Source organism: Terrimonas pollutisoli, from assembly GCF_029360765.1.
Taxonomy (GTDB): domain Bacteria; phylum Bacteroidota; class Bacteroidia; order Chitinophagales; family Chitinophagaceae; genus Terrimonas_B; species Terrimonas_B pollutisoli.
Genome location: NZ_JARKNA010000001.1, coordinates 364,209 through 387,949 on the forward strand (window position 1 = coordinate 364,209; position 23,741 = coordinate 387,949).

Annotated in this window: 25 protein-coding genes; 17 read left to right on the plus strand and 8 right to left on the minus strand. The window is 40.9% G+C overall.

The window, feature by feature from the left end; genetic code table 11:
* Window positions 1–3: 3 nt before the first annotated feature.
* The 4 genes from P2W73_RS01425 (at window position 4) to P2W73_RS01440 (ending at window position 4,282) form a co-directional block, all read left to right on the plus strand.
* Window positions 4–1,605: a hypothetical protein gene (locus P2W73_RS01425; protein WP_276500189.1), complete on the plus strand. Its 1,602-nt coding sequence runs from the start codon at window positions 4–6 to the stop codon at window positions 1,603–1,605.
* Between the two features lie 14 nt (window positions 1,606–1,619).
* Complete coding sequence (locus P2W73_RS01430; protein WP_276500190.1) at window positions 1,620–1,775, plus strand: hypothetical protein; 156 nt, start codon at window positions 1,620–1,622, stop codon at window positions 1,773–1,775.
* Window positions 1,776–1,837: 62 nt separating this feature from the next.
* Window positions 1,838–3,130 (plus strand): DUF4861 domain-containing protein, encoded by a 1,293-nt coding sequence (locus P2W73_RS01435; protein ID WP_276500191.1) that lies wholly within the window; start codon window positions 1,838–1,840, stop codon window positions 3,128–3,130.
* A gap of 552 nt (window positions 3,131–3,682) precedes the next feature.
* A complete protein-coding gene (locus P2W73_RS01440) occupies window positions 3,683–4,282 on the plus strand; it encodes a hypothetical protein (protein WP_276500192.1) in 600 nt (199 codons plus the stop codon).
* 174 nt (window positions 4,283–4,456) lie between these two features.
* Here P2W73_RS01440 and P2W73_RS01445 read toward each other — a convergent pair whose 3' ends face one another.
* From P2W73_RS01445 to P2W73_RS01460, 4 genes are read right to left on the minus strand one after another with little or no spacing between them, the layout of a single operon-like run.
* Window positions 4,457–5,458 (minus strand): NADP-dependent oxidoreductase, encoded by a 1,002-nt coding sequence (locus P2W73_RS01445; RefSeq protein ID WP_276500193.1) that lies wholly within the window; start codon window positions 5,456–5,458, stop codon window positions 4,457–4,459.
* A gap of 30 nt (window positions 5,459–5,488) precedes the next feature.
* The gene (locus tag P2W73_RS01450; protein WP_276500194.1) at window positions 5,489–6,406 is read right to left on the minus strand and encodes an alpha/beta fold hydrolase; all 918 of its coding nucleotides are present in this window, start codon (window positions 6,404–6,406) and stop codon (window positions 5,489–5,491) included.
* Window positions 6,407–6,434: 28 nt separating this feature from the next.
* A complete protein-coding gene (locus P2W73_RS01455) occupies window positions 6,435–7,430 on the minus strand; it encodes an enoyl-CoA hydratase/isomerase family protein (RefSeq protein WP_276500195.1) in 996 nt (331 codons plus the stop codon).
* A 24-nt stretch (window positions 7,431–7,454) separates the two neighbouring features.
* Window positions 7,455–8,255, minus strand: a complete 801-nt coding sequence (locus P2W73_RS01460) for an SDR family oxidoreductase (protein ID WP_276500196.1) — start codon at window positions 8,253–8,255, stop codon at window positions 7,455–7,457.
* Between the two features lie 102 nt (window positions 8,256–8,357).
* On the opposite strand from P2W73_RS01460, the gene P2W73_RS01465 reads away from it, so the two are divergent.
* From P2W73_RS01465 to P2W73_RS01485, 5 genes are all read left to right on the plus strand, one after another.
* Entirely contained in the window at window positions 8,358–8,771 is a 414-nt protein-coding gene (locus P2W73_RS01465) for a winged helix-turn-helix transcriptional regulator (RefSeq protein ID WP_276500197.1), read from the plus strand.
* Window positions 8,772–9,100: 329 nt separating this feature from the next.
* Window positions 9,101–9,505 (plus strand): VOC family protein, encoded by a 405-nt coding sequence (locus P2W73_RS01470; protein ID WP_276500198.1) that lies wholly within the window; start codon window positions 9,101–9,103, stop codon window positions 9,503–9,505.
* A gap of 92 nt (window positions 9,506–9,597) precedes the next feature.
* Entirely contained in the window at window positions 9,598–10,377 is a 780-nt protein-coding gene (locus P2W73_RS01475; protein ID WP_276500199.1) for a helix-turn-helix domain-containing protein, read from the plus strand.
* 62 nt (window positions 10,378–10,439) lie between these two features.
* Window positions 10,440–11,291, plus strand: a complete 852-nt coding sequence (locus P2W73_RS01480; RefSeq protein ID WP_276500200.1) for a VOC family protein — start codon at window positions 10,440–10,442, stop codon at window positions 11,289–11,291.
* Window positions 11,292–11,571: 280 nt separating this feature from the next.
* On the plus strand, window positions 11,572–11,793 hold the full coding sequence (locus P2W73_RS01485) for a hypothetical protein (RefSeq protein ID WP_276500201.1): 222 nt from the start codon (window positions 11,572–11,574) through the stop codon (window positions 11,791–11,793).
* Window positions 11,794–11,928: 135 nt separating this feature from the next.
* On the opposite strand, the gene P2W73_RS01490 is transcribed toward P2W73_RS01485, so the two are convergent.
* Window positions 11,929–14,256 carry a sensor histidine kinase gene (locus P2W73_RS01490; protein WP_276500202.1) on the minus strand — a complete coding sequence of 776 codons (2,328 nt, stop codon included), beginning with the start codon at window positions 14,254–14,256 and terminating at the stop codon, window positions 11,929–11,931.
* 352 nt (window positions 14,257–14,608) lie between these two features.
* Here P2W73_RS01490 and P2W73_RS01495 point away from each other — a divergent pair, with 352 nt between their 5' ends.
* Window positions 14,609–14,992: a DUF488 domain-containing protein gene (locus P2W73_RS01495; RefSeq protein WP_276500203.1), complete on the plus strand. Its 384-nt coding sequence runs from the start codon at window positions 14,609–14,611 to the stop codon at window positions 14,990–14,992.
* Window positions 14,993–14,999: 7 nt separating this feature from the next.
* Here P2W73_RS01495 and P2W73_RS01500 read toward each other — a convergent pair whose 3' ends face one another.
* Window positions 15,000–15,659, minus strand: a complete 660-nt coding sequence (locus P2W73_RS01500) for an RNA polymerase sigma factor (RefSeq protein ID WP_276500204.1) — start codon at window positions 15,657–15,659, stop codon at window positions 15,000–15,002.
* A gap of 326 nt (window positions 15,660–15,985) precedes the next feature.
* On the opposite strand from P2W73_RS01500, the gene P2W73_RS01505 reads away from it, so the two are divergent.
* From P2W73_RS01505 to P2W73_RS01520, 4 genes are all read left to right on the plus strand, one after another.
* Window positions 15,986–16,525: a DUF4142 domain-containing protein gene (locus P2W73_RS01505; RefSeq protein ID WP_276500205.1), complete on the plus strand. Its 540-nt coding sequence runs from the start codon at window positions 15,986–15,988 to the stop codon at window positions 16,523–16,525.
* Window positions 16,525–16,902: a plastocyanin/azurin family copper-binding protein gene (locus P2W73_RS01510; protein ID WP_276500206.1), complete on the plus strand. Its 378-nt coding sequence runs from the start codon at window positions 16,525–16,527 to the stop codon at window positions 16,900–16,902. Before P2W73_RS01505 ends, P2W73_RS01510 begins: the two co-directional genes overlap by 1 nt.
* Before the next feature lie 448 nt (window positions 16,903–17,350).
* Complete coding sequence (locus P2W73_RS01515) at window positions 17,351–17,788, plus strand: hypothetical protein (protein WP_276500207.1); 438 nt, start codon at window positions 17,351–17,353, stop codon at window positions 17,786–17,788.
* A gap of 289 nt (window positions 17,789–18,077) precedes the next feature.
* Entirely contained in the window at window positions 18,078–18,500 is a 423-nt protein-coding gene (locus tag P2W73_RS01520; protein ID WP_276500208.1) for a response regulator, read from the plus strand.
* Window positions 18,501–18,691: 191 nt separating this feature from the next.
* On the opposite strand, the gene P2W73_RS01525 is transcribed toward P2W73_RS01520, so the two are convergent.
* Together P2W73_RS01525 and P2W73_RS01530 are read right to left on the minus strand one after the other, a co-directional pair.
* Window positions 18,692–19,384 carry a response regulator gene (locus P2W73_RS01525; protein ID WP_276500209.1) on the minus strand — a complete coding sequence of 231 codons (693 nt, stop codon included), beginning with the start codon at window positions 19,382–19,384 and terminating at the stop codon, window positions 18,692–18,694.
* Complete coding sequence (locus P2W73_RS01530; RefSeq protein ID WP_276500210.1) at window positions 19,377–20,456, minus strand: sensor histidine kinase; 1,080 nt, start codon at window positions 20,454–20,456, stop codon at window positions 19,377–19,379. The genes P2W73_RS01525 and P2W73_RS01530 overlap by 8 nt, the downstream gene beginning before the upstream one ends.
* A gap of 146 nt (window positions 20,457–20,602) precedes the next feature.
* Here P2W73_RS01530 and P2W73_RS01535 point away from each other — a divergent pair, with 146 nt between their 5' ends.
* From P2W73_RS01535 to P2W73_RS01545, 3 genes are all read left to right on the plus strand, one after another.
* Window positions 20,603–22,570, plus strand: coding sequence for a KUP/HAK/KT family potassium transporter (locus P2W73_RS01535; RefSeq protein WP_276500211.1), 1,968 nt, complete (start codon window positions 20,603–20,605; stop codon window positions 22,568–22,570).
* A complete protein-coding gene (locus P2W73_RS01540) occupies window positions 22,570–22,713 on the plus strand; it encodes a hypothetical protein (protein WP_276500212.1) in 144 nt (47 codons plus the stop codon). Before P2W73_RS01535 ends, P2W73_RS01540 begins: the two co-directional genes overlap by 1 nt.
* Before the next feature lie 152 nt (window positions 22,714–22,865).
* Window positions 22,866–23,720 (plus strand): chromate resistance protein ChrB domain-containing protein, encoded by an 855-nt coding sequence (locus P2W73_RS01545; protein WP_276500213.1) that lies wholly within the window; start codon window positions 22,866–22,868, stop codon window positions 23,718–23,720.
* The last annotated feature ends 21 nt before the right edge of the window (window positions 23,721–23,741 follow it).

Consider the following 23,741-nt stretch of genomic DNA (forward strand, 5'->3'; position numbering starts at 1 on the left):
GTTATGAAGAAGCAAAGCATACTATTACTCCTTCTGTTTTTTTTCGTTTCATCTGCTTATGCGCAAGTATGGCAATGGAGTGTTGCAGTAGATAGTGTTGTTTCTGGTGAAACAAAAGATCACCCGCAGGCTTATTTATGGATACCGGAAAATTGCAGGCAGGTGAAATCCGTTGTGTTTGCACAGCATAATATGGTAGAGGAGGGAATGCTGGAACATCCATTGTTCCGTAAAACGATGCGTGAACTGGGTATTGCAGAAGTATGGGTAACACCCGGTATCAATATGCCTTTCGATTTTACAAAAGATGCAGGTGAGGATTTTAGTTATATGATGAAATTACTGGCCGATGTTTCGGGGTATAAAGAGCTGGAACATGCACCGGTTATACCTCTTGGACACTCAGCTTATGCTACTTTCCCCTGGAATTTTGCTGCCTGGAATCCCGGAAGAACATTGGCACTGGTTTCCATACATGGTGATGCTCCGCAAACGAACCTCGCAGGTTATGGAGGTGCCAATGTAGATTGGGGAAACAGGAATATCGACGGGATTCCTTCTTTGTTTATCATGGGAGAATATGAATGGTGGGAAGATCGGATAAAGCCAGCATTTGATTATGTCGCCAAACATCCTAACAGTGCTATCAATTTGTTTTGCGATGCCGGTCACGGACATTTCGATTACAGCGATGAGATGATTGCATATGTGTGTATGTTCATTAAAAAAGCTGCGGCCAAACGATTGCCGAAATCAATGTCCATGGACAAACCGAATGTACTTATACCTGTAAAACCACAACAGGGTTGGCTGATGGATCGCTGGCACAAGAATAGTTTGCCAATGGCAATAGCAGCTCCTTACGCTTTATACAAAGGGAACCGTCAGTTTGCGTCATGGGTATTTGATCAGCAGATGGCCGATGCTACAGAAAAATTTTATGTGGCTGAGAGAGGAAAGAAAAAACAGGATATTGGATTTATGCAACATGGTGAAATCCTGCAACCGGTAAAAACACATGCCAATTATCAATTGAAATTTATTCCGCTGGAAGACGGGATCAGCTTTACACTTCGTGCTTTTTTTGCGGACACATCACGAACAAAACCGGTTACTGCATTTGCAAAAACCGCTTTGAAGATTGACAGAATCTGCGGGCCGGTAAAGAAAATCAACGACACTGCTTTTCAGATCAGTTTCAGCAGGCTTGGATTTAACAATCCAAAACGCAGCAATGATATCTGGCTGCTGGCGCATAACAAAGGGGATGATCAATACAAGAGTAGCGTTCAGCAACTGGATATGCGTTTCCCTCTATTCAATAAAGAGGGAGTGGCGCAACAAATTGAATTTCCCCAAATACAAAATCAAAAAGCTGGAATAAAACATATCAGGCTGAAGGCCGTTTCATCTGCAGGTGCCCGGGTATCTTACTATGTAAAAGCAGGCCCCGCTTTTGTAAAGGATCAACAACTGCATTTTACAAAAATTCCTCCCTGCGCAAAATTCCCGGTAAAGATCACGGTTGTTGCGTGGCAGTACGGTGTTGCGGGAAAACTGCAATCGGCAAACCCAATTGAACAATCTTTTTTTATCAATAAATAAACGGACATTGGTTTATGCAAGCTTTAGTGTTATTTGATCTGGAAGGCAAAACGGCTTTGGTTACAGGACGTGATGCGGGACCAGGACAAGCCATGGCAATAGCTTTGGCTGGCATCGCCTGCATCGGCGGAACGGTGTTGTTTGTGGACGGAGGATGGATGGCCCGGTAGACTTTTAACCTATATTGCAGAGTTTTTAATCAACTATTTTTACTCACTGTAAAAAAATAATGATGCAAATAAGTTTTCCAGCAAGAGTTACTGTTGCCATTTCCGGTTTGTTTTTTTTGTTTTTATCCTGTAACTCACCTGCGGGCAAAGACATTACCATAACAAACCCATTAGCGGCAGAGCGGCCAGATGAGTTAATCGTGTTGACGAAATCAGTTATTGAAGCAAAGATTGGAACAATACCCCCCGGAAAGTTTGTCTTGCTGACTACCGCAGACGACAAACCTGTATTGGTTCAATACGATGATATGGACAGGGATGGTAACTGGGATGAGCTGGCTTTTTTATATTCCTTCAAGCCGGAGGAAAAAGTCGGTTTGTCGCTGGCAATTGCCGATGCACCTGCGGCCATTAAAGCTTTTGTTCGGGCGCATGCAAGGCATCGGCGAAAAAATGCTGACAATAGTTTTGGCAATGATCTGCAAAGAGATTCTATACCTGCAGGTCAGCCTGCGACAGATTTTGCGAAGCAGGCCTATCCACCTTTTTTGACGGAAGGCCCTGCATGGGAGAATGATAAAGTTGGTTTCAGGTTATATTTTGATACACGAAATGGAAAGGATATTTGGGGAAAGATAACCAGCCGGATGATGATGGATGAAATAGGGCTGGACACCGCAAAGAATTATCACCTGCAGGCGGATTGGGGAATGGATGTATTGAAGGTTGGAAAATCATTGGGAGCAGGCGCATTGGCATTGTCTGTTCCAATGGAAAATGGTAAAGATAGTTTGATAAGATTGGGCGGCGTTAATATGGGAAAGGTAGTTTATGAAAAAATTGCCGATGGGCCTGTCAGGGCTGTCATCCGTTTGCATTATCCCGCATGGAAGTTATTGGACAACCTGAAGCCCGTAAGTCTTACCGAAGAGATCAGCATTTGGGGTGGACAATATTTTTATGAGAGTAAGGTAACAATTAACGGAGCCCCTGGCAATGCTAAACTGGTAACAGGAATTGTTAATCTCCACAGCAAGGAATCTTACCAGGTTGATACCGCCAATCATAAGATCCTTTTCACTTTCGATAAGCAATCTGAGAATAAGGACGAATTAGGAATGGGAATAGTGATACCGGCGAACAGCTTTAGCAACTACTTCACCACTCCCAATGAAGCAACAGATATTCAAAACACTTATGGCGTGCGCCTGAAAATAGCCGGGGAACAACCGGTAGTGTTTCGGTTCTATGCCGGCTGGGGTAAAAGCAATGATGCATTTTTATCGCAGGCAAAGTTCTCTGCTTACTTGAAAATGCAAGCTTTATACTGGGAGCAAATGGCTATAATCAATTAGCAAAAATCCGGGCGAAACATCCTTTTGCCCGGAGTTTTATTGGCTGAAATCTTTGCTGCCTGTTACACACTTTTTAGCGAAAAGGATTATGCCATTATTTCAATAGGTGACCATCGTTTGATACAATGGTCATTTTTTTTTTACTTGTGTCAACGGTTAAATTTTTCGTATTAAAAGCAGGAGGCAGATAAATATCCGCCCCCTCAATGTTTCCGTTTTTAAAAAACCATTAAATACGAAAAACCAATTATTCCACTACAAGTTCTTAGCCAGTTTATAAAGCATTTAATACCAGGTTTCGGGAATTGAAGGGTATGGAAAAAATTCCACAGGGTTTGGGATTATCTGCATGTCAGTAAAGAGGATCTTTCAATATTGTTGGTTCCCCGGATTACCTGTGGCGAAAAGGAATGGAAGAATGGAAATTGTATTGGCGCCTTAACATCCGATAGCTATCGTATTGAAATGGCGAAGACTAGATTTTAAAATCAAAATCGATTTTTCTTGAATTGAATGTTGGAGCGACATAAATTTACGTTTAGCGGAAATTTTATGGCAGCACTCTATTGGACTGAAGACTCCATTTTAAATAATCAGACCGACAAAACTTCACCTGCAGATATTTTTGCAGCATTTTGTGAAGCTATTGGAAAATATTTTGAGCACAAAGGCTTTAGGTATACAAGAAGTAGACCTCGTATTAGGTTTGAAACTGATGACTTATTTCTTGATATTAATTTTTGGAGTTTTCGAACCAATATGGCAGGATTGTATGTTACTGTTGAAATACTGCCATATGTTGGCTCAAAAAAACTAAAGAAGTGGATTAAAGAAAATAAAATGGGAAGAAACGAGTTTATTTTTGCACCACTTCGCTATGGCTTTCGAACTATAAACGTTTATGGTATATCTCATGAGGCATTTGGAAAACTTATAAATCAAATAGAAAGTTTAATTAGTTCTCAAATAAATATTGTCAATAACGAAGAATTTATTGACAGTTTATTTATGAATGATTGTCGAGGCACAATACGTGATAATTTTGCTTGCTATTTAGCAATGACTAGGGATAACAGGTTAACTAATTACATTGAAGACAACATCGTTGGTGTCGGCTCACCTTTAAGTTTCAATTTGAAAAACTTCCGCTAGGCTCGCAAAAATGGCGGCTTGCGGATCGTGTCTTTCCTCGTCCGGTTCGCTATTGAGCTACATATCCAACTAACGAATTACTATCAGAAAAAAAATATCTTGAGCTTTTAATCAATCATCGGCACCGGTTAGCCAGGGAAGCTGCTACTTTAAAGACGCTACCAGCCAGACAAACTAATTGACCTTAACAACAACTTTACCCTTTGCACGACCCGCTTCTACATAAGACATAGCTTCATTAGTTTGTTCAAAGGGAAACACTTTATCCATAACCGGTTTTATGACACCCGACTCTATTAGTTTTGTTATTTGACTTAGCTGTTCGCCTTCTGCTCTCATAAAAAGAAAAGAAAAGTTTACACCAAGACGGTTTGTTTTTTTCCTGATTCCGGCACTCAAAAATTTCAATATTATTTTCAAAAACCAATTCGCATTGATCTCTAGCCCAAAATCAGGGTCGGGCGGACCGGAGATAGAAATAACTTTTCCACCAGTCTTTACTACCTTCAGTGATTTTTCGAGTGTCTTTGTATCCTGACTATTCAGCACCACATCGTAATCTTTCAGTATTGTTTCAAAATCCTCTTTTTTGTAATCAATTATAATATCTGCACCCAAACTTTTTACCAAATCAATATTTGCGGTACTTGTTGTTGTAGCCACAGTAGCACCCAAATGTTTCGCCAACTGAATGGCGAATGTGCCTACACCACCGGAGCCTGCCTGGATGAAAACCTTTTGCCCTTTTTTCAAATTCGCTTTTTCAACTAGTGCCTGCCAGGCTGTTAAACCCACCAGGGGTATAGAAGCGGCTTCTTCCATAGAGAGGTTTTTAGGCTTAATGGCAACATCATTTTCATTCATGGAAATGAATTCTGCAAAAGTCCCAATCCGATGGTCTGCAGGTCTTGCATAAACCTCATCACCAACTTTGAATTTGCTGACATTTGAACCAACTTTCGTTACAACACCTGACACATCATGCCCCATGGTAAATGGAGTTTTATAAGGCAAAATCATTTTGAATTCACCATTTCTGATTTTTGAATCCAGAAGGTTCACACCTGCTGCATGTACCTGAACCAAAATATCAGTTTCTTTTACAACCGGGTCTGCTATTTCAGTTAGTTGCAATTTTTCTTTTTTGCCGTAGCGATTAACAATAAATGCTTTCATGCTCTGAATTTTTCTTTTTTGCTTTGTTCTTTATTTTGCTAAAAACGCCAATACACTTTTTACAAATTCTTCGTGATATTGAAATATGCCACCATGCCCGGCATCTTTATAAATAATGATTTCTGAATTAGAAAGGCGCTTATTTAAATCATAAGTATTACTACTCGGAACCATTCTGTCGTTATCACCATTTGCTACTAATACGGGTTGTTTAATTACTGATAGATCTTGTGGTGCTTGTAGTCCCCAGGCATGAATAGCTTTTAGCTGTCTTTGGAAGTTGCCAATTTTCATCTTTTCATCACGATTTTCTTTGCGTTCCTTTAACCGGATTAAAAATTCCTTCGCTGATTTCTTTCCATTTTCGTTTCTATTAAAAAAAAGATAGGTTTTAGCGTCTTTAAAACTAAATAAGCCTCTTAGTATATCCTGGTAAGTAATTCTTGTAACATTTTTTATTCCTTCTCCTCCGGCAGGGCCAGAGCCGGTTAGTATAGCTTTACGAACAAGCTGTGGTTCCTGGAGTAATATTTCCTGAGAGATAAAACCACCCAATGAAAAGCCAACCAAATCAACTTTTTCATAGCCTAACGCATGAATAAAAGCTCTTGCATCTGTGGCCATTTCTGCAATGGTTTTTGGCGTTTTACCTTTGGTAGCACCTACACCTCGATTATCAAAAGCGATTATCTGATGTTGTGAAGCAATGCCATCTATAATTCTTGGATCGCAGTTATCCATTGTGGCAGCTAAATGGTTTAGAAAAATAATTGGTATGCCCGAATTATTTTCTCCAAGTTTTCTATAAAAGAATTTTGTTCCGTTTACATCTGTGGATTCTGTTTTTACATTTTGATATCTCATAATTGTTGATTTATTTAATTGTGAGAATACATTAATAAAAGTCGTTAAGGCCACTATTAATAATAAACTATATTTTATGTTCATTTTTCCTTTTGAATTTTGTTATTCTTTACTATCGTCCGGATTTATTCGTTGGAAGATCACCTATATGACCCGTGTTCAGTGCTTGAGCGTACTTCTCCCGATTCAATAAAGGGAGCTCTCCGGTAGCTGCTGTAGTAGCAATGTAGTCGAGCATCAGATGTTGGGCTTCTTTTGATTGATCTCTCACGAGAAACTCAGCATGCTCAAGTTGTAAACCTTTTTCAATATACATTGAACTACCAAAGTATACAGATCGCTTAATAGCCCCGAGAGACTTCTTTGAACGGCGACTCAAATATTCTGCCCGCTCTATTGAGCGTTCAAGCACCTTATTCTGTGGTACTACTTCATCAACCGCCCCAAGTGCAAGAGCCTCTGCTGGCGTAAACGGCCTACCTTCAAGAATAGCATTTAAAGACTGCTGCATGCCAATTAAGCGAGGCAATCGTTGAGACCCTCCGCCACCCGGAGTAAGTGTGAGCAGTACTTCCGTTAATCCGATTACAAAGTCCCCGTCTGCCATGATGCGAATATCACATGCCCACGCCAATTCTGCACCGATTGCCAGAGCGGTACCATTAAGAGCAGCAATGAATATGGTGCCACTTGCATTCATTTTCAGGAATGTCGCATGCATGTTATCTAATTGCAAAAGTGTCTTGAGTTTTGTCATTCCAGCAAGTGATCTGACAATAGGTATTTTATTAATTAGTCTCGCCATGCGTGAAACAACTCCTGCAAAGCCTGTATTGATAGGAGGGAATCCTACACCGCCCTGTTGTAGCCAGGTAACATCGGAGTGGCTCAGGAACCGATCCGGATGAGTGCCTGTGAACACAACGGCACGAATGTTCGGGTCCCGGTCTGCTCTATCAACCAACTCTTTCAATTGCCTGGCAATCTCTTGATCCAACAATGCATGAGGACCACCGTCGATACGGGCAACGAGTATCGCTCCATGGTTTTCGGTATTGATGTTACCATTGGGCTGAGTGGACTTGCCACTATTCATTTTACTTTGCATTGCTTCCCTATTCTAAGTTTTATTTTAAAATTTGTTTAATTTTTTAAGAACTCCTTTTTCTAAAATACCATAGGCGAAGTGCTGCAAATTGATCAAGGCAGAAGTGCCCTTACCAACAATGTTCCTGAACTTAGGCTTATCAGTTTGAACCACTTTAAGCACTTTCCCTACAACAATTGAAGGGTCTTCGGCTTGTTCTACTAAGTCATTAGTGAATTTTTCAATTTTACCCCTTAACGTATTGTAATCTTCAATTTTCGTTAAAGGCGAAGATGAATTATCTAAAATGCTTGTTTTAAAAGCAGAAGGTTCAATCATAGAAACACTAATATTAAACTCATTCAATTCATAACGTAATGATTTGAAATACCCTTCCAATGCGTGTTTTGAAGCAGCATAGTAAGCGGCATTAGGAAATGAAACAAGCCCTACAATTGAACCTACAGTTACTATTTTACCGGATTTTTGTTTTCTAAAAAATGGCAATACAGCATTAGTTACCTTTATAGTTCCCCAAAAGTTAGTTTCCAATTGTTGCCTGCCTAACTGAATGGGCGTTTCCTCTGCAATACCCGACACTAAAAAACCTGCATTATTGATTAGAATATCCAAACGACTTATTTCTTTGAATATCCTTTCTGAAAAAGTATTAATTGACTGCTCTGAATCAAGGTCTAATGCAATCATTTTGAAGGGTAACGTTGTCGCATACTTTTCAGGGTTTCGGCTTGTGCCAATTACATTGTAACCCTTTTTGTGTAGCTCGTTTGCGACTAACAAACCAAAGCCTGATGATGCTCCTGTTACTAAAATATTTTGTTTCATTTCTTTTTGTTTAAATAGTTAATCTGTATATTTGCTTGCATTTTGCAAGTGCAAATATAGCAATTACTTGCAAAATGCAAGTAATTTTAAAATATTTTTTTTATGAAATCGAAAAAAAGGTCAGATTGTCCCGTTTGTAGTTCGCTTGATGCATGGGGAGATAAGTGGTCCCTGTTGATTATCAGGGACCTGATGTCTGCAAAAGAGTGCACTTATGGCGATTTTCTAAAAGCCCCGGAACGTATAGCAACGAATATTCTGGCTTCAAGGTTAAAGGAACTTGAAGAAAACAAGATCATTGAAAAATTAGATCATCCGGATAGCAAAGCAAAGGTGTTATACAGGTTAACCAAAAAAGGCATCGACTTGCTTCCTGTAATGGTTGAAATAAACTTATGGGCTGAAAAATATTTCCCTATACCGGCTGACAAGAAAGCAATGTTGAAAGAGGTGAAAAAGGATAAGGCTGCATTTATTAAGTCAATGACTAAAGTATTGGAGAGACAAGGTAATTAGATAATTTATTATTAAGCATTTCCAACACCTAAGAAACTAAATAACTAAACAAAAAAGAAAAACAGCAGCTAACAAACCCATCAAGTGGGGCTTGGCATCCAAACATCAGCTATTTGCTACTGTCAGCAGTAGTTCGGGGCAGACGAATAAAGCCCGGCAAAAGTTCTTAACTTCATCGACAAGCAAAACCAAGCTTCGGTTTCTAAAATATTCCACCGCAGCAATACCTGACCGTTGTATTTGTAAAGACATCAAAAGATTTTTTCGAAATCAATGGAAAACAGAATAAAACGGCTGCTCTAACATGCGCAAGCAAAAAATTTTACCATATGTCTTCGGGTAACCCGGTTATATCAGTTATGCTGGCAGTCGTAAGTACACCCACAGCTGTTAAATGGTATAAGACGGCTCTCGGCGCTATTGAATTATGGAACCTTGGTTCGGTAGCTGGTTTAGAGATTGAGGGAGCAGTCTTTTTTGTAGGTGAGCCGGCAAAGAATGGATGGGAAAGCCCTGAAAGGCTGGGTATAACATCAGCACGAATAGAAGTGTTTTGTGATGATCCGGATGCATTTATAGATCGTGCTGTGAAAGCAGGTGCAAATGGTAGCCTTGATAAAATAAAAAATCACGAGGCGCCATGGGGCATTCATAGACAAGGAGGATTTATTGATCCTTTCGGGCATATCTGGTTGGTAGGGGACAAATCTCCTTTAAATCCTTTTCCTCAATGAAATGGTTCTCTTTTCATTTCATAACTTAGTGATGGCAGGCAACCGAAGCCTGCACACATGACGGCCGGACATAACAACATACATCAGGTGAAATGAAATACTGGTACCAACAACCACATCGGTTGCTGTCAGCATATGTCAGAACGGTTTTGATACTGGAAGGATTTGTTGAAGCAGACCCGCCCGGACTGCCACTTTTTACCAATGGCATGCCTGCTTTACTCTGCCGGACTGAAAAAGATCAGACAGGAAATGAGAACGTCATGCAATTAACCCTGTTTGGAAAATCTATCCCGCCAGACTGCTGGACGATTAATGACAATACAACTATCATCGCCTGTTTCTTTAAACCATTTGTACTGGCAGGTATATTTAATATACCCGCCATGAAATTAGTAAAGGCCCCCGTTGATCTTTGCACCTGGAATCCGCATAAAACAAATGCGCTGATAACGCAATTGATCTATGCAGGATCAACGCAGAGCAAAATGGAGGTACTTGATAATTTATTAATTCACCAGTTGCAGCAACAGGAGAGGGAATGTGAAATAATTAAATATGCTACGGATGAGATCCTGTGCAACCCGGATACGGAAATCTTATCCGCAATACGGAATAAATTGAATCTTAATGAAAGGACCTTTCAAAGGATCTTTAAAAAATATGTAGGGGTCAGTCCAAACCAATACAGGCGCATCTGCCAGTTTCAGCTTTCCTTTGCGCAACTCAGGACTAAAAAATTTGATAAGCTTTCAGATGTTGCTTACGATAACGATTTTGCCGATCAAAGCCATTTTATCCGTTCATTCAAAGAGTTCACACAAACCACACCCAATGATTATCTCAGGTCTGGTTTGAAAAAAAAGCCATAGTGTCGTTTTTATTCTATTCACTGATCCTATACTTTTATTTCTTTGCTATCAAATCATAAAGAATGAATGAGAAAATAACTTCCTGTCTTTGGTTTGACGGGCAGGCAAAAGAAGCCGCTGCATTGTACTGCTCTGTTTTTGCCAATGCAAAAATTACAAGCCAGTCGCCCATCGTAACAAGCGTTGATATTTCAGGGCAAAGCTTCACGCTTTTGGATGGAGGACCTATGTACAAACCCAATCCTTCCATTTCATTTTATTATATCTGCGAAAATGCAACGGAGCTTGACCGCATCTGGAATGCATTTAGTAAGGAAGGGAAGGTGTTGATGCCTTTAGACAAATATCCCTGGGGCGAAAAGTATGGATGGATATCCGATAAGTACGGCATTTCGTGGCAGCTTGCCCTCGGCAAAATAAGTGACGTGGGCCAGAAAATAACGGCTTGCCTGCTATTTACCGGGAAACAATATGGTCGGGTGGACGAAGCCATAGCACATTACTCTTCTATTTTCAAAAACACCGGGGTTGACGGCATCCTTCGTTATGGGGCTAATGAATTGCCAGACGGGGAAGGCAAGGTAAAACATGCGCAGATCACTTTAAATGACCAGAAATTTATGTTGATGGAAAGCGCCGGGCCACACAACTTTAGTTTTAGTGAAGGTGTATCATTAACCATCCATTGCGAAACACAGGAGCAAATAGATTATTACTGGGAAAAGCTCACTGAAAGCGGGGAAGAAAGCATGTGCGGATGGCTGAAAGATCAATTTGGTGTATCCTGGCAAATCGTTCCAACTGTATTGAACAAGATCATGAGCGATCCGGCCAAAGCAGGCAAGGCAGCACAAGCTTTTATGGCTATGCGAAAATTGGATATTGAACAAATTGTGCATGCCTCCATTTCCTGAAGCTCAGCTTATTCTTTGCAAGCGATAACAACTGGTGATCGGTTTTCAGCTAAAAATACTTTTACTTTCACCAGGTGATTGACGATTAATATTTCAATAGCAAATCGCTTATAAAACAATAAGGCATGAAACGTTTATTACAACTATTCTGCGTTGCTTTTTTTGCAACTCACGTCAAAAATGATCTACGATGTAAGATTAATCTTACTTCGTAAAAATCCGATTTTATTTCAGCGTAGTGCTTTTTACCTTGCGCCGCTTAAACCACTACCTGTTAATTATGCCTTACTTTGTTGTTATTGCAAAGGATAAAAAGAATGGAGCAAAAAGAAGAAGAAAAATTACACTGGAAGCTACCGGCAGAGACAGCGCTAAAATCGCATTCATTGAAAAATGCAGGAATGTGGATTTTGAACCTGATCTCACTACGCTCAGAGAAATTACCCGCAAAGAATATGATGCGATCATTGCAACCCTTTTAGGGAAAAAGGTTAAGAATTGAACAACATAGCACATTGTTGATGTGGCTTTACTTGTTGCAAGTGTATTATTGAAAGCCTGTTCTCAATGTCAATGCACAGGAATCCCTGGCGGTAAAACACCTCCTGTTATTACGGTTATATAATTAAATGCATTTTTAATTTTGCATGGCAGGTAAACTAAAATAGAAGGTTGCTCCTTTATTTACTTCTGCGTTGGCCCACACCCGGCCGCCATGCCTGCTTACTATTCGCTGCACCAGGGCCAGGCCAACGCCGGTTCCTTCAAACTCTTCCAGGCGATGCAATCGCTGGAATACACCAAAAAGCTTGTTGACGTATTTCATATCAAACCCAACACCGTTGTCCTTTACATTGTAAATAACTTCATGAGCTGTTTTAACAGATGTGATCTCAATGACGGGCTTTTCTTTTTCACGGGAATATTTTATAGCGTTGGAAATAAAATTGACCCACACCTGTTGTATCAGGCTATTATCGCACCAGGCCGGCTCGAGGTTACCGATGTGCAGCGTTACATTATTTGTATTTACCAGGTGCTGTCCGGCAATTACTGACCTGACCAGCTCATTCATATCCACCCGGCGTATTGTCAATTCTCTTCGGCCCAGCCGGGAAAAATGAAGAAGATCATCAATCAGGGTACCCATTCTTTGTGCATTGGCGGTTATGATGCCAAGCAGCCGGTTTCCTTCTTCATCCAGTTTTGCAGCATAGTCCTCCATTACCGCTTTGGTATAGCCATCTATTATACGCAAAGGGGCACGCAGGTCATGAGAAACAGAATAAGAAAAAGCTTCCAGTTCTTTGTTTACAGTCTCTAATTCCCTTTGCGCTTTTTTGCGTTCAGTTATATCATAAATGATATTGATTGCAAATTTTTCTCCCTTCAATAAAATTGTCTCAACTGAAGCAAGTATATCCAATATTTTTCCCGATTTATTCCGGATCATCATTTCAAAGCTTTTTGCCGATCCATGCTCCCTGATAAGCTGCAATATCTCTTCCCGTTTCTCCATGTCCACCACCAGTCCCAACTCTGTGGAACTGTGATTTAATAACTCTTCTTTTGAATAGCCGGTGATGTTAGCAAACGCATCATTTACCTCAATGTAGGTGGAGTCGGAAAGCCGTGTAATGGTGATACCCGCTGCACTTGCCCTGAATGCTTTATGAAATTTTTCTTCACTTTCTTTTAACTTCAATTCTGCCTTTTTTTGTTCTGATATATCACGCACAAACCCAATGAACAGATATTTTCCGTTTGAAATCGCCGGAGAAATACTGAGTGATATATCAAGTTCAATATTGTTTTTATTGATGGCCTGGATCTCAACTGTTTTTCCAATCACTGGCCCCTTCCCCGTTTGCAGAAAACGGTTTAATCCCGTTTTATGCGCTTCCCTGTAACGGTCCGGAATAATGGTGTCACTCAGGAGTTTTCCTTTCACCTCATCACTACTCCATCCAAAAATAGACTCAGCCTTTGGGTTCCATTGAGTAACATACCCGTTATGGTCGATAACAATCACCGCGTCAGGCGCAGCTTTGAAAATAGTTTGTATTTGCTCTTCTCTTTCCCTCAAAGCATTTTCAGCCAGCTTGCTTTGAAAATCTCTTTTGTTCAGGAGTGTAACACTATACAATACAATACCCATTAACACGACAATGATGCTAAATACTAAAATGTTTACGCCAAATTCAAGTGTAAAGCTGCTTGTCCAATGACCGACCATGCGTAAAAGGCCAAGAAGAGCAGGTACCAGTATGGCCGCAGGAATTAACCTTCGTGCAACCATGCTTCCTGCAAATGGTCCTGTAATTTCCTTCATCAATCCTTTATCTGCATTAAAAAACAGCATGGATAAGGACAAAAGAAGAAAACAAGCGGCGGAATGAATTGCCATCGGCAGATAAGTGAATACCCCGTAAAATATTTTTACCTGGTACAGATAGCCTAATATGGCAAACAGGCTTATACCGGCGAGAGTCAGGAGAATAATATCAGAAGCAGTCCTTTTGTTTATTGTTTTCGCATGCAAAAGCAATAAGGCAATACCTGTCAGCATAAAATTAATCGCAGCAATTGGTACAATGCGATCAGATTGCAGTTTATTTTGAAACAGCAGTGCGTCAATTTGAAAATCCAGGCCGAAGGTGAGAGAAAAAAATTTTAGCGTCCCAATTAGTAAAACCAATATGGCAAAAATGTAGCCGGTCTTTCGTTTTCTCCCTGTGAGCTGGTCCGTAGTCTGAAAAAGGAATGAAACGGCTGCAAAAATAAATGCCAGTGCAGCAATAGGATTCATCGCCTTGGCGCCGGGAAGGGGGCGTGTTAAGACTAGAATATCAAACTGCCACCCAATCAGCACAAGCAAGGCAATCGCTATCACGGATATTGCTAAAATTACCGACCACCTTATCATTTCATTGGAGAAGCCGGTCTTAAGAGTAGAACGCTGCATCTGAAGTTGAATTCAATTAGAGAACATTGTTTCACTTTTAATCAGCGCCTTAACGGTGAGCAAAGCTACACTTTATTCAAAATCTTTGTCAGGATTTGAAAGAACGGATCATTCATTTTATCATTTGCAAAATGCTGCTTGTAGCGAAGACTCTGTCACTCGCCCGCAAAGACTGTACCGTAGCTTAGGCTTGTCGATCAAATAGCACCGGGTTGATGAAACTTATCATATGAATGCTTTTGTAAAGTATGCGGAATACGGACGTGTTGAAAATTTTTCTTAGTGACGGAAGCCGGTCCACATCTATAAACCGATACAGCTATATAAAATAGTTAAACCTAATTTTGTTCAAATGAACAACAAGGCCGGTGATTTGATAAAAATAAAACGTATTTATGATCCTCCCGATCCAAAGGACGGCATTCGAATCCTGGTTGACCGGCTGTGGCCGAGAGGTGTAAAAAAGGAGAATGCAAAGGTGGATATTTGGATGAAAGAAATTGCTCCTTCACCGGGTTTACGCAAATGGTTCAATCATGAGCCTGCAAAATGGGAGGATTTTAAAAAAGCATATAAGGAAGAGTTAGAACATTCAAAAGTTATCGGGGAGCTGGGGGAGTATATCAGGGTAAACAAGAAAATTACTCTCCTGTATGCTGCCAGTGACCAGGAACATAATCATGCACTGGTCTTGTTGGATTACATAAAAAAAGTTTTCCGGCCCGGTAAGAAATAAATGATAGTCAGGAAACGGCGATTTGATTCATCACTCTTTCAATCATCCGGTCACAACGGGAAAGATGAAAATGAAGAATGTCTTCTTTTTTATAATAGCCGTTTAACGACTCTTTCAATAGGGCTTTGGCCCGGTTGAGCCGCACTTTCACGTTGGCTTCGCTCAGATCCAGGCACTCCTGCGTCTCTGCAACGTTCAGGCCCTCAATCTCCCGCATGATGAAAACAATTCTGTATTTATCAGGAAGATTACGAATGGCTTCCTCCAGAATGACTTTTAATTCAGTATTCAACATTTGCCCAACAGGCGTTCTCACGGTGGCTGTCTGTTGCTGATAAATTTCTTTATCCATAGTATCGTCATTCATATTAATGGATCGGCCTCTTTTTTTTAATCGTAACAAGCTTTCATTGATCAGTATTCTTGTCAGCCAGGTAGAGAAACTTGCTTTAAAAGCAAATTTGTCCAGGTTCTCCCAGGCATTGATATAGGCTACCTGCATGATATCTTCCACTTCCGCGTCATCATTGATGATTGACATCCCCACCCGGTAAAGACGTTGGTTGTACCGGCGAATAATGATCGCATAAAGGTTTTTTTCACCGCTTAATATCCTGCCGATAATCTCTTTGTCAGAGATAGTATCCGTTGCAATAGCGTCCCGCATGTCCGTAATGTTGATCAATCTGTAATTAGAGTAACGGGAAATGATAAGGTTACAAAGTTACCCGAATATTTTTTGAAAGCTTTTTAAGCATTTCCGGCTGTATGCGGGCCCGGCGCCCCTGGCTGATATTATATCACAGGTCTTATCCAACCTGAGTGGGGCGATAACGCACTGATAGTAGAAAGTAGCTTAAATGTCGGACATGAAGCGGAATGTATACTGGTGAACTTTTTTTCAACGAATCATTTTATTCCGGAAAATATTGTAACCTTTTTTTAGCGCAACACTCAAATATTCAGTTCGTCACATTTTAAAATTTAACGCAAATGAAAATTATTAAAACTGCCGGGGCAGTGGGTGTGTGTATGCTTTGTATGACTTTTTTGTCAATAACACCCGTAATTGCTCAACAAAATCCAAAACTCTCAGATCCGGAAGTGGCATCGGTAGCTGTAACCGCCAACCAGATTGATATCAGTTATGCAGAGATTGCGAAGAAAAAATCGAAAGATGCTGAAGTCCTGAAATTTGCAGAGACGATGGCCAGGGATCATAAGGCTGTGATAGAACAGGCCGCTGCATTGGTCAAGAAGTTAGGCGTGACGCCAAAAGATAATGCAGTAAGTCAAAAACTGCTGGCTGATGCCGAAAAAACGAAGAAATCATTACGTGCCAAATCAGGCAAGGCATTTAATAAGGCATACATCGATAACGAAGTGGCCTATCACAAAGCCGTTATCAATGCGGTAGAAAATCTCTTAATACCGGAAACTGATAATGCCGAATTAAAGACTTTGTTACAAAATGTGCTCCCTGCTTTAAAAGCGCATTTGGGACACGCCGAGATGATTCAAAAAACGATGTAATGAAAAACCAATTAATGATGCTGAAGGAAACTGTTTGTTTGGCGATGTTACTATTTCTTTTGGAAGCTTGTTCATCCCCTGCTGAAAAAATAAAAGCCGAGCCTGTCAAAACTGTTGAAGAAACCAAGCCAACCATGCATGCAGTGGAAATCATCCAGATGAAATTTTATCCGGCTGAATTGAAAGTAAAAAAAGGCGATAAAGTTGTGTTCGTTAACCACGACCTGGTAACACATGATGTAACAGAGGAATCAAAAAAAGCCTGGAGCTCCTCTCCGCTCGCAACGGATCAGACATGGATATTGGAAGTAATAGAAAGTGTAAATTATTACTGCTCTATACATCCGGTGATGAAGGGTAGTATTGTTGTGGAATAATTTAGGTCGGCGATTATTGTGAAGTGATGGTTTCTGTTTTATTGTAACATAACCGCCTCATTGTCCCGGGGCGGTTACTTTTTTTGAAGAAGCAATAAATAGAGTTGAGTGTAACTTTTCCGAACGTGTTACGCTTATAAAGAAAAACTGCGTTTTTAGCAGTCCTGGCAAAATTCCGGAACAACAGAAAGTGATGTCACATTGGGTATCCTGCGACCCATTGCGAAGGGGGCAATGATCCGTGCAGCTGTGAAGTGAATTCCCGTCAACAATATTCTACACGGCAGACCTCAAAATCATTACAGGAATGAGATAAAGACCTCTATTTTTTAAGGCCTTTAATACTGGTTTCTTTGTGTTGGTGATTTTGATATCCGTACTCTGTGAAAACATCAACTTAGTGATGATCCATCTCAAATTTTTTTTTCTTCACTTCTGAAAACGTTTTATGGAAAAGTATGTCTCATACCGTACGGATGATTTCGAATCCGGCAATGCTGCCCTAAATGACCTGGCAGATCAATTGGTTCAGACTTTTGTTGTAAAAGCGAATCAACGTAATATTTGCCTGGTAAATGAAATTCCCCCTCATTTACAATTAAAAGCGGATATACAAATGACCGCCTCTATTGTAAGCGGACTCCTGGCTTCTCTTGTCTCCCACGCCATGGATACCTGTATACGCCTATCGGCAAAAAAATATGGTAATGTAATCTTATTACAGGCACGGGATGGAGGTAGCCTGAATTCAAGTCTCGTAGAAGCACAACTACAGGTGTTGCAGCCGCTGGCCGAAAAATTAAAAGGATCTATTGCAATTACAAGTCAGCGAAAAAATGCTACTACCATTACTTTCGGTTTTCCTAACCTTCCTTATCGAATATAACCGATAGTAAACATTCTTCCTGCTTATCAGAGCAGGAGAAATTGAATTTTTTTGTTGGTTTCGGTTAGCTGCAGCGTAATGAGGTCAACTTGTAGATAAGAAATTGATAAATTATTTTCCCGGCACAAAATTGCGTTGCCGGTGTCAACAATAATGGTAATTTTGAATAGCCACAACAACCTCCCAACATTTTGAGCTTCCTCTGAAAGTCTGTTTCAACGGCTTCCAAAAAACTACGAATGAGATTATTCAATGGTTCTTTTCAAGCAACGTGTAATATTGATTAATTATGAAGCAAGAGGTCAGATGCTTGTTAATAGAAGATGATGTAGACGACCAGGAGATTTTTCAAATGGCATTACAGGCGGTAACTCCTTTGGCAAAATTTACCTGCACTTCTAATGGCGTGGATGCATTGAACTACATACAGGAAAATGCGGACTATTCTCCATCCATGATCTTTATTGACTATAATATGCCATTAATGAATGGCATTGAATGTTTAAAAAATCTGCGAATGATAGAACGGTTGAAATCTGTCCCCATTTACATCTGGACTACGACCAATGATGAAGGCATCAAACAGCGATGTAAGCAGAACGGCGGTACTGATTTTATTGTAAAAGCCACCCGGCTGCAGGAATTGGAACTTGAGATTGCAACCCTTTTATCATCGATTGAAACAACAGCAAGCGATAAGGCAGGGTCGTAAAGATGGGAGGACAGGAGTTCAACTGTCTTAGAATAAGCGATCGGATCGCCAATAGTTTAAGACCGGTTGGATTATTGAGGGATAATCCGCATTGCCGGGTGTCAGTAACAAAATTCACAGTCACTTATTTCGTATTGGGTCAGCACAAGCTGGCTCTTTTTTCGTAATGAAAGTTGACGTAGAGTCAGGAATTACATCATTGCATTCACAAAAAATCGATAACCCACCCCGGACTCTGTTAATATAAAATCGGGACGGTTGGGATCATCTTCAATTTTTTTTCTCAACTGTGCGATAAACACTCTTAAATATTGTGATTGGTTAATAAAACCCGGCCCCCAGATAGCTCTCAGGAGGTATTGATGTGTCAATACTTTTCCTTCATTCCTAACGAGCAAAGCAAGCAGGCTATATTCGGTGGAGGTAAGCTTAACCAATTGCTTATTTTTTTTAACCGTCCTGGCGTTGAGGTCTATTTCCAGTCCCTGGTAATTCAGCACCGTGTCGCCATCCTCTGTTGCTGCGTTTCTCAGAGCCGAACGTATCCGGGCCAACAGTTCTCCGGTGCGGAAAGGTTTCGATAAGTAATCATTGGCTCCATTATCCAGTGCTTTGATAATGTCCTGTTCATTCTTTTGAACAGAAAGTATAATAATCGGATTGGTGTACCACATCCGCAATTTTTGCAAAACAATATGGCCGTTTTCATCAGGCAACCCGAGATCCAGCAATATCAGGGCTGGCGGATGATTGGCTGCAAGTATTTGTCCTTCTTTGGCAGTGCTTGAAGGCCTGCAGGTATAACCATTGCTCTGCAAAGTAATTTCCAGCAGCTTCCTGATCTGTGGTTCATCGTCAATGATTAATATCTCAGCTTTATTCATTTGCGGGTACGTTAAAATAGTTTGTTTTTACAGGAAAGCAAAGGATAAATCGAGCACCACCGCCCGCGGGTTTTTCCAGGTCAACTGTTCCCTCTAATGCCTCGGTAAATCCTTTTACAATAGAAAGCCCAAGACCGGAACCGGATGTCTTAGGGTTTTTATAACGGGATAATTTATCGAAAGCATCTTTCATCGCAATTGCAGTAAATCCTTCGCCATTGTCTTCAACGATTAGCTGCAAAAGGTCGGCATGGCAGCTGGCCGCAATGCTGATCTGGCAATGAGCCGCTGTATGGATGGCTGCATTATTGAGCAGGTTGTAGATGACTTGTTCCAGTATGCCCTTATCTGTTTGACACAACGGTAGGTTGGGATTGATATGGATGGCTATCTTTCTTTTCGGGTTATTTTCTTCCACTCTTTTTACAACATCAAAAACCAGTTCCACTACATCACACCAATCATACTTTGGTTGTATATGACCCGATTCAAGCCGTGAGATATTGAGCAGGTTTTCAACCTGAGCGTTTAATCGTAATGCGGCTTTTGAAATCTCCCCGATCAATTCATCCTTATTATCGTTGGTGAGGTAAGGATTCGATTGCAAATTATCCGTTGCCCCGATGATGGCAGCAATCGGCGTCCGAAGCTCATGTGAGAGAGAATTCAGAATGGTATTATATAGTTTGACACTGTTGGCCTTCTCTTCTTTTAACCGTGCCATCTTTTCAATTTGCCTGATCTTATACGTTAGTACGCCATTGATGATAGCAATCACAAAATACATGATCAGCAGGATGCCATCTTCGGTCGCATGCACATGAATGGTAAAGCGGGGCGGTATAAAAAAGAAATTCCAGATAAAGGCACTCAGCGCTGCTGAAACCAAAACGGGTAAGATATCAAAAATGATGGCCAGCAATGAAACCGAAAGCAACAAGATAAATGCTACCACTCTATAGCCCACCCATTCCGATAATCCAAAACATACGACAGAAACCAAAATGATAAAAGCAAGGCTATAAAAATACTGTTGCTTCTTGCTAAGCGTTGGAAATAAAAATCTGTTCATGGAAATCAAAGTACAAAAGTAAAGTCATCCCTGCTTACTGATTCAGGTTTACTTTTTTACCGGTATAAAGATTTTATAAAGGTTTATAGCTCACCGCAATCAGTCAGCACAACCGGTTCTACATTTGCCCCCAAATTTTAAAAAAGATGTCTTCGCACAATCGTGTTACGCTGGCTGGTATTTTGATTGCGTTGGGAATTATTTATGGCGATATAGGCACATCGCCGCTTTATGTGCTGAATGCCATCATAAACGGCAAAACTATCACCGACGAGCTGATAATTGGATCACTCTCCCTTATTATCTGGACACTGACATTGCAGACAACGGTAAAATATGTCATTCTTACGCTGCAAGCAGATAACAAGGGAGAAGGTGGTATTTTCTCATTGTACGCATTGGTGAGACGAAGGAAAAAATGGCTCGTCATCCCGGCGATGCTGGGCGGTGCTGCGCTGCTGGCAGACGGAATGATCACCCCACCCATCTCGGTTACCTCGGCTATTGAAGGATTGAAACAGGTGCCTGCCTTTCATGATATCAGCCAATGGACGGTAGTGTATATAGTGATTGCCATCATTGCCGCTTTATTTTTTCTGCAGCAGTTTGGAACAGCTTTCATTGGCAGGTTTTTTGGACCCGTAATGACTATTTGGTTTACGATGCTGGCCGTGCTTGGCATCATACATTTTTTTGAATACCCCGGCATCGTCAAAGCTTTTAATCCTTATTATGGTATAAAGCTGCTGATTACTTATCCGCAGGGCTTTTATATTTTGGGTGGTGTATTTCTTTGTACCACGGGTGCTGAAGCTTTATATTCAGATCTGGGGCATTGCGGTAAGTGGAACATTCGTTACTCCTGGATATTTGTAAAATCCTGCCTCATCCTCAATTACCTTGGGCAGGGTGCCTGGCTGCTGATAAATCAAAAAGGAAAACTGGTTAGTGCGGATATAATCGAAGCTGGCTTCAATCCGTTTTATGGAATAATGCCGCAATGGTTTTTATTTTTTGGAATCGCCATCGCCACTGCTGCAACCATCATCGCCAGCCAGGCCCTCATCTCAGGTTCCTTTACGCTTGTCAGCGAAGCCATGCGGCTCAACCTTTGGCCAAAGCTGAAAATTAATTACCCCACCGAAGCCAGGGGGCAGCTCTTTATTCCCGCCGTAAACTTTTTGCTATTTGCCGGTTGCGTAGGCATCGTGTTGTATTTCAAAAAAGCTTCTAACATGGAAGCGGCTTATGGTTTGGCCATTACCGTCACCATGATCGCTACTTCCGTACTCTTTGCCAATTATTTAGTGATACGTCGCACCCGGCCAGTATTGATTTACCTGTATCTCGGCGTGTATTTCGTGATTGAATTTAGTTTTCTCTACGCCAATATGGACAAGTTTCCGCACGGCGGCTATGTAACATTACTGGTAGGCGGTCTTTTGTTCCTGGTGATGTATAATTGGTTCAAGGCGAGGAAAATCAAGAATCGCTACGTAGAGTTTGTGCGGCTCGAACATTATATTCCTAAAATGCAGGAATTGAGCAATGATAAATCTGTGCCTAAATACGCTACGCACCTGGTTTATCTCACCAGTGCCGACAACCCGAAGGAGATCGAGCATAAGATTATTTATTCCATTTTGAACAAGAAGCCCAAAAGAGCCGATATCTATTGGTTCGTGCATGTGGATACGCTGGATGATCCTTATACGTCCGAATATGCGGTGACGCACATCATTCCCAATGATATCATCCGGGTGGAATTCAGACTGGGCTTTCGGGTACAGCCGCGCATCAATCTTATGTTTCGAAAGGTCGTAGAGGACCTTGTCATGAATAAGGAGGTCAATGTCGCCAGCCGCTATGAGTCATTGGAGAAAATGAATGTAATCGGCGATTTCCAGTTCGTCGTGCTCGAAAAATACCTGAGCCAGGATAATGAATTGCCGTTTTGGGAAAGGGTAATGATGAAGCTTCATTTTTATCTGAAGGAGATAAGTCTTTCCGAAGAGCGGGGCTTCGGCCTGGATCCAGGCAATGTTGTGGTGGAAAAATTTCCGCTCATCGTCTCACCGGTTACGACCCTCAGGCTAAAAAGAGTGGAGGATTAATGAAAAAGCAGGATGATAAAATACTATCCATGCTGCTGGTCATCCTGGCCTGGTTACTTGCCCTGGCATTCCTGGTGTGGGTAATCTTTAAAATAAAATGGCTGTATGGATTGTCATACATTTTAAAAAGGATTACATTTTGAAGTTATCTCTTTTAACGTGTACCCAATGAGCCTTTTTTAGTGGACGATCGATCAGGCTTAGCCTACCGGGATGTGTATACCAGTTCTGCGTACTAAAAGTGTTCGATTCTATGTCTCCGGTCTGTTGTAATTTCAAAGCTTAATCGGCTATTATGAAATGGATTACGAGAGAGCGACCAAAGGTCGACAGGATAGCTTGTCCCTGGCTGATCCGAAACTTTGTTGATAAAGAAGCTGAATTCATCTATGTGCCGGCAGATAAGGTAGCAGAAAGGGCCCATGCATTGTCAGCAATAGCTTTTGACATTCCCGGCGTAGAGTACTCGCATCATGCTGACAAATGTACATTTGATTATATTCTTGAAAAACATCAACTCACAGATGCGGCCTTACATACTTTAGCAGTGATTGTAAGAGGTGCAGACACTGACAGGCACGATATCGCCAGCCAGGCTTCCGGCCTGTGGGCCATCTCTGCGGGTTTGGCTTACAACATCAAAGACGATTACGAATTACTTGAAAAGGGAATGATGATTTATGATGCCTTGTACAGTTGGGCCAGCCATCTGCAAAAAGAAAAGCATACACAGAACCCTGTTGACCATTTGTTCATTGAGGTCTTCAATAAATTCATCAAACAAAAAGCTGCGCAAAGAAAAACACCTGATTGGGTAAAAGAGCTGAAACAAATAATACAGGACCAGGTGGATACTAATTTAACTTTAACTGACATTTCAAAAAGCCTGGATATTCATCCTTCCTATCTATCCCGGGAATTTTCCCGGTATTTCAACAATCTTTCGTTTGGTGAATACATAAGAAAGTTGCGTATTGAAAAAGCCGTTGAGTTAATGAAGACAACGGGCTATTCTTTGACCGAAATTGCCTACCTCACGGGCTTCTCCGACCAAAGTCATTTTACAAGAATTTTCAAACAGCATTTTGAGAAAAGTCCCTCAGCCTATAAAAAAGATTTAGCAAAAGATCAATCACGTACAAAAGGTTAAATGCATTCTATTTCCAGGTCT

Excerpts from the sequence above, each read along its gene's own strand:
- P2W73_RS01475 (WP_276500199.1), top strand. The coding sequence starts at position 9,598 with ATGAAATACTGGTACCAACAACCACATCGGTTGCTGTCAGCATATGTC.
- P2W73_RS01500 (WP_276500204.1), bottom strand. The coding sequence starts at position 15,659 with ATGCGGGACGCTATTGCAACGGATACTATCTCTGACAAAGAGATTATC.
- P2W73_RS01495 (WP_276500203.1), top strand. The coding sequence starts at position 14,609 with ATGAACAACAAGGCCGGTGATTTGATAAAAATAAAACGTATTTATGAT.
- P2W73_RS01480 (WP_276500200.1), top strand. The coding sequence starts at position 10,440 with ATGAATGAGAAAATAACTTCCTGTCTTTGGTTTGACGGGCAGGCAAAA.
- P2W73_RS01505 (WP_276500205.1), top strand. The coding sequence starts at position 15,986 with ATGAAAATTATTAAAACTGCCGGGGCAGTGGGTGTGTGTATGCTTTGT.
- P2W73_RS01525 (WP_276500209.1), bottom strand. The coding sequence starts at position 19,384 with ATGAATAAAGCTGAGATATTAATCATTGACGATGAACCACAGATCAGG.
- P2W73_RS01430 (WP_276500190.1), top strand. The coding sequence starts at position 1,620 with ATGCAAGCTTTAGTGTTATTTGATCTGGAAGGCAAAACGGCTTTGGTT.
- P2W73_RS01465 (WP_276500197.1), top strand. The coding sequence starts at position 8,358 with ATGAAATCGAAAAAAAGGTCAGATTGTCCCGTTTGTAGTTCGCTTGAT.
- P2W73_RS01485 (WP_276500201.1), top strand. The coding sequence starts at position 11,572 with ATGCCTTACTTTGTTGTTATTGCAAAGGATAAAAAGAATGGAGCAAAA.
- P2W73_RS01450 (WP_276500194.1), bottom strand. The coding sequence starts at position 6,406 with ATGAACATAAAATATAGTTTATTATTAATAGTGGCCTTAACGACTTTT.
- P2W73_RS01540 (WP_276500212.1), top strand. The coding sequence starts at position 22,570 with ATGAAAAAGCAGGATGATAAAATACTATCCATGCTGCTGGTCATCCTG.
- P2W73_RS01455 (WP_276500195.1), bottom strand. The coding sequence starts at position 7,430 with ATGCAAAGTAAAATGAATAGTGGCAAGTCCACTCAGCCCAATGGTAAC.
- P2W73_RS01470 (WP_276500198.1), top strand. The coding sequence starts at position 9,101 with ATGTCTTCGGGTAACCCGGTTATATCAGTTATGCTGGCAGTCGTAAGT.
- P2W73_RS01490 (WP_276500202.1), bottom strand. The coding sequence starts at position 14,256 with ATGCAGCGTTCTACTCTTAAGACCGGCTTCTCCAATGAAATGATAAGG.
- P2W73_RS01445 (WP_276500193.1), bottom strand. The coding sequence starts at position 5,458 with ATGAAAGCATTTATTGTTAATCGCTACGGCAAAAAAGAAAAATTGCAA.
- P2W73_RS01425 (WP_276500189.1), top strand. The coding sequence starts at position 4 with ATGAAGAAGCAAAGCATACTATTACTCCTTCTGTTTTTTTTCGTTTCA.
- P2W73_RS01460 (WP_276500196.1), bottom strand. The coding sequence starts at position 8,255 with ATGAAACAAAATATTTTAGTAACAGGAGCATCATCAGGCTTTGGTTTG.
- P2W73_RS01435 (WP_276500191.1), top strand. The coding sequence starts at position 1,838 with ATGCAAATAAGTTTTCCAGCAAGAGTTACTGTTGCCATTTCCGGTTTG.
- P2W73_RS01535 (WP_276500211.1), top strand. The coding sequence starts at position 20,603 with ATGTCTTCGCACAATCGTGTTACGCTGGCTGGTATTTTGATTGCGTTG.
- P2W73_RS01515 (WP_276500207.1), top strand. The coding sequence starts at position 17,351 with ATGGAAAAGTATGTCTCATACCGTACGGATGATTTCGAATCCGGCAAT.
- P2W73_RS01520 (WP_276500208.1), top strand. The coding sequence starts at position 18,078 with ATGAAGCAAGAGGTCAGATGCTTGTTAATAGAAGATGATGTAGACGAC.
- P2W73_RS01510 (WP_276500206.1), top strand. The coding sequence starts at position 16,525 with ATGAAAAACCAATTAATGATGCTGAAGGAAACTGTTTGTTTGGCGATG.
- P2W73_RS01440 (WP_276500192.1), top strand. The coding sequence starts at position 3,683 with ATGGCAGCACTCTATTGGACTGAAGACTCCATTTTAAATAATCAGACC.
- P2W73_RS01530 (WP_276500210.1), bottom strand. The coding sequence starts at position 20,456 with ATGAACAGATTTTTATTTCCAACGCTTAGCAAGAAGCAACAGTATTTT.
- P2W73_RS01545 (WP_276500213.1), top strand. The coding sequence starts at position 22,866 with ATGAAATGGATTACGAGAGAGCGACCAAAGGTCGACAGGATAGCTTGT.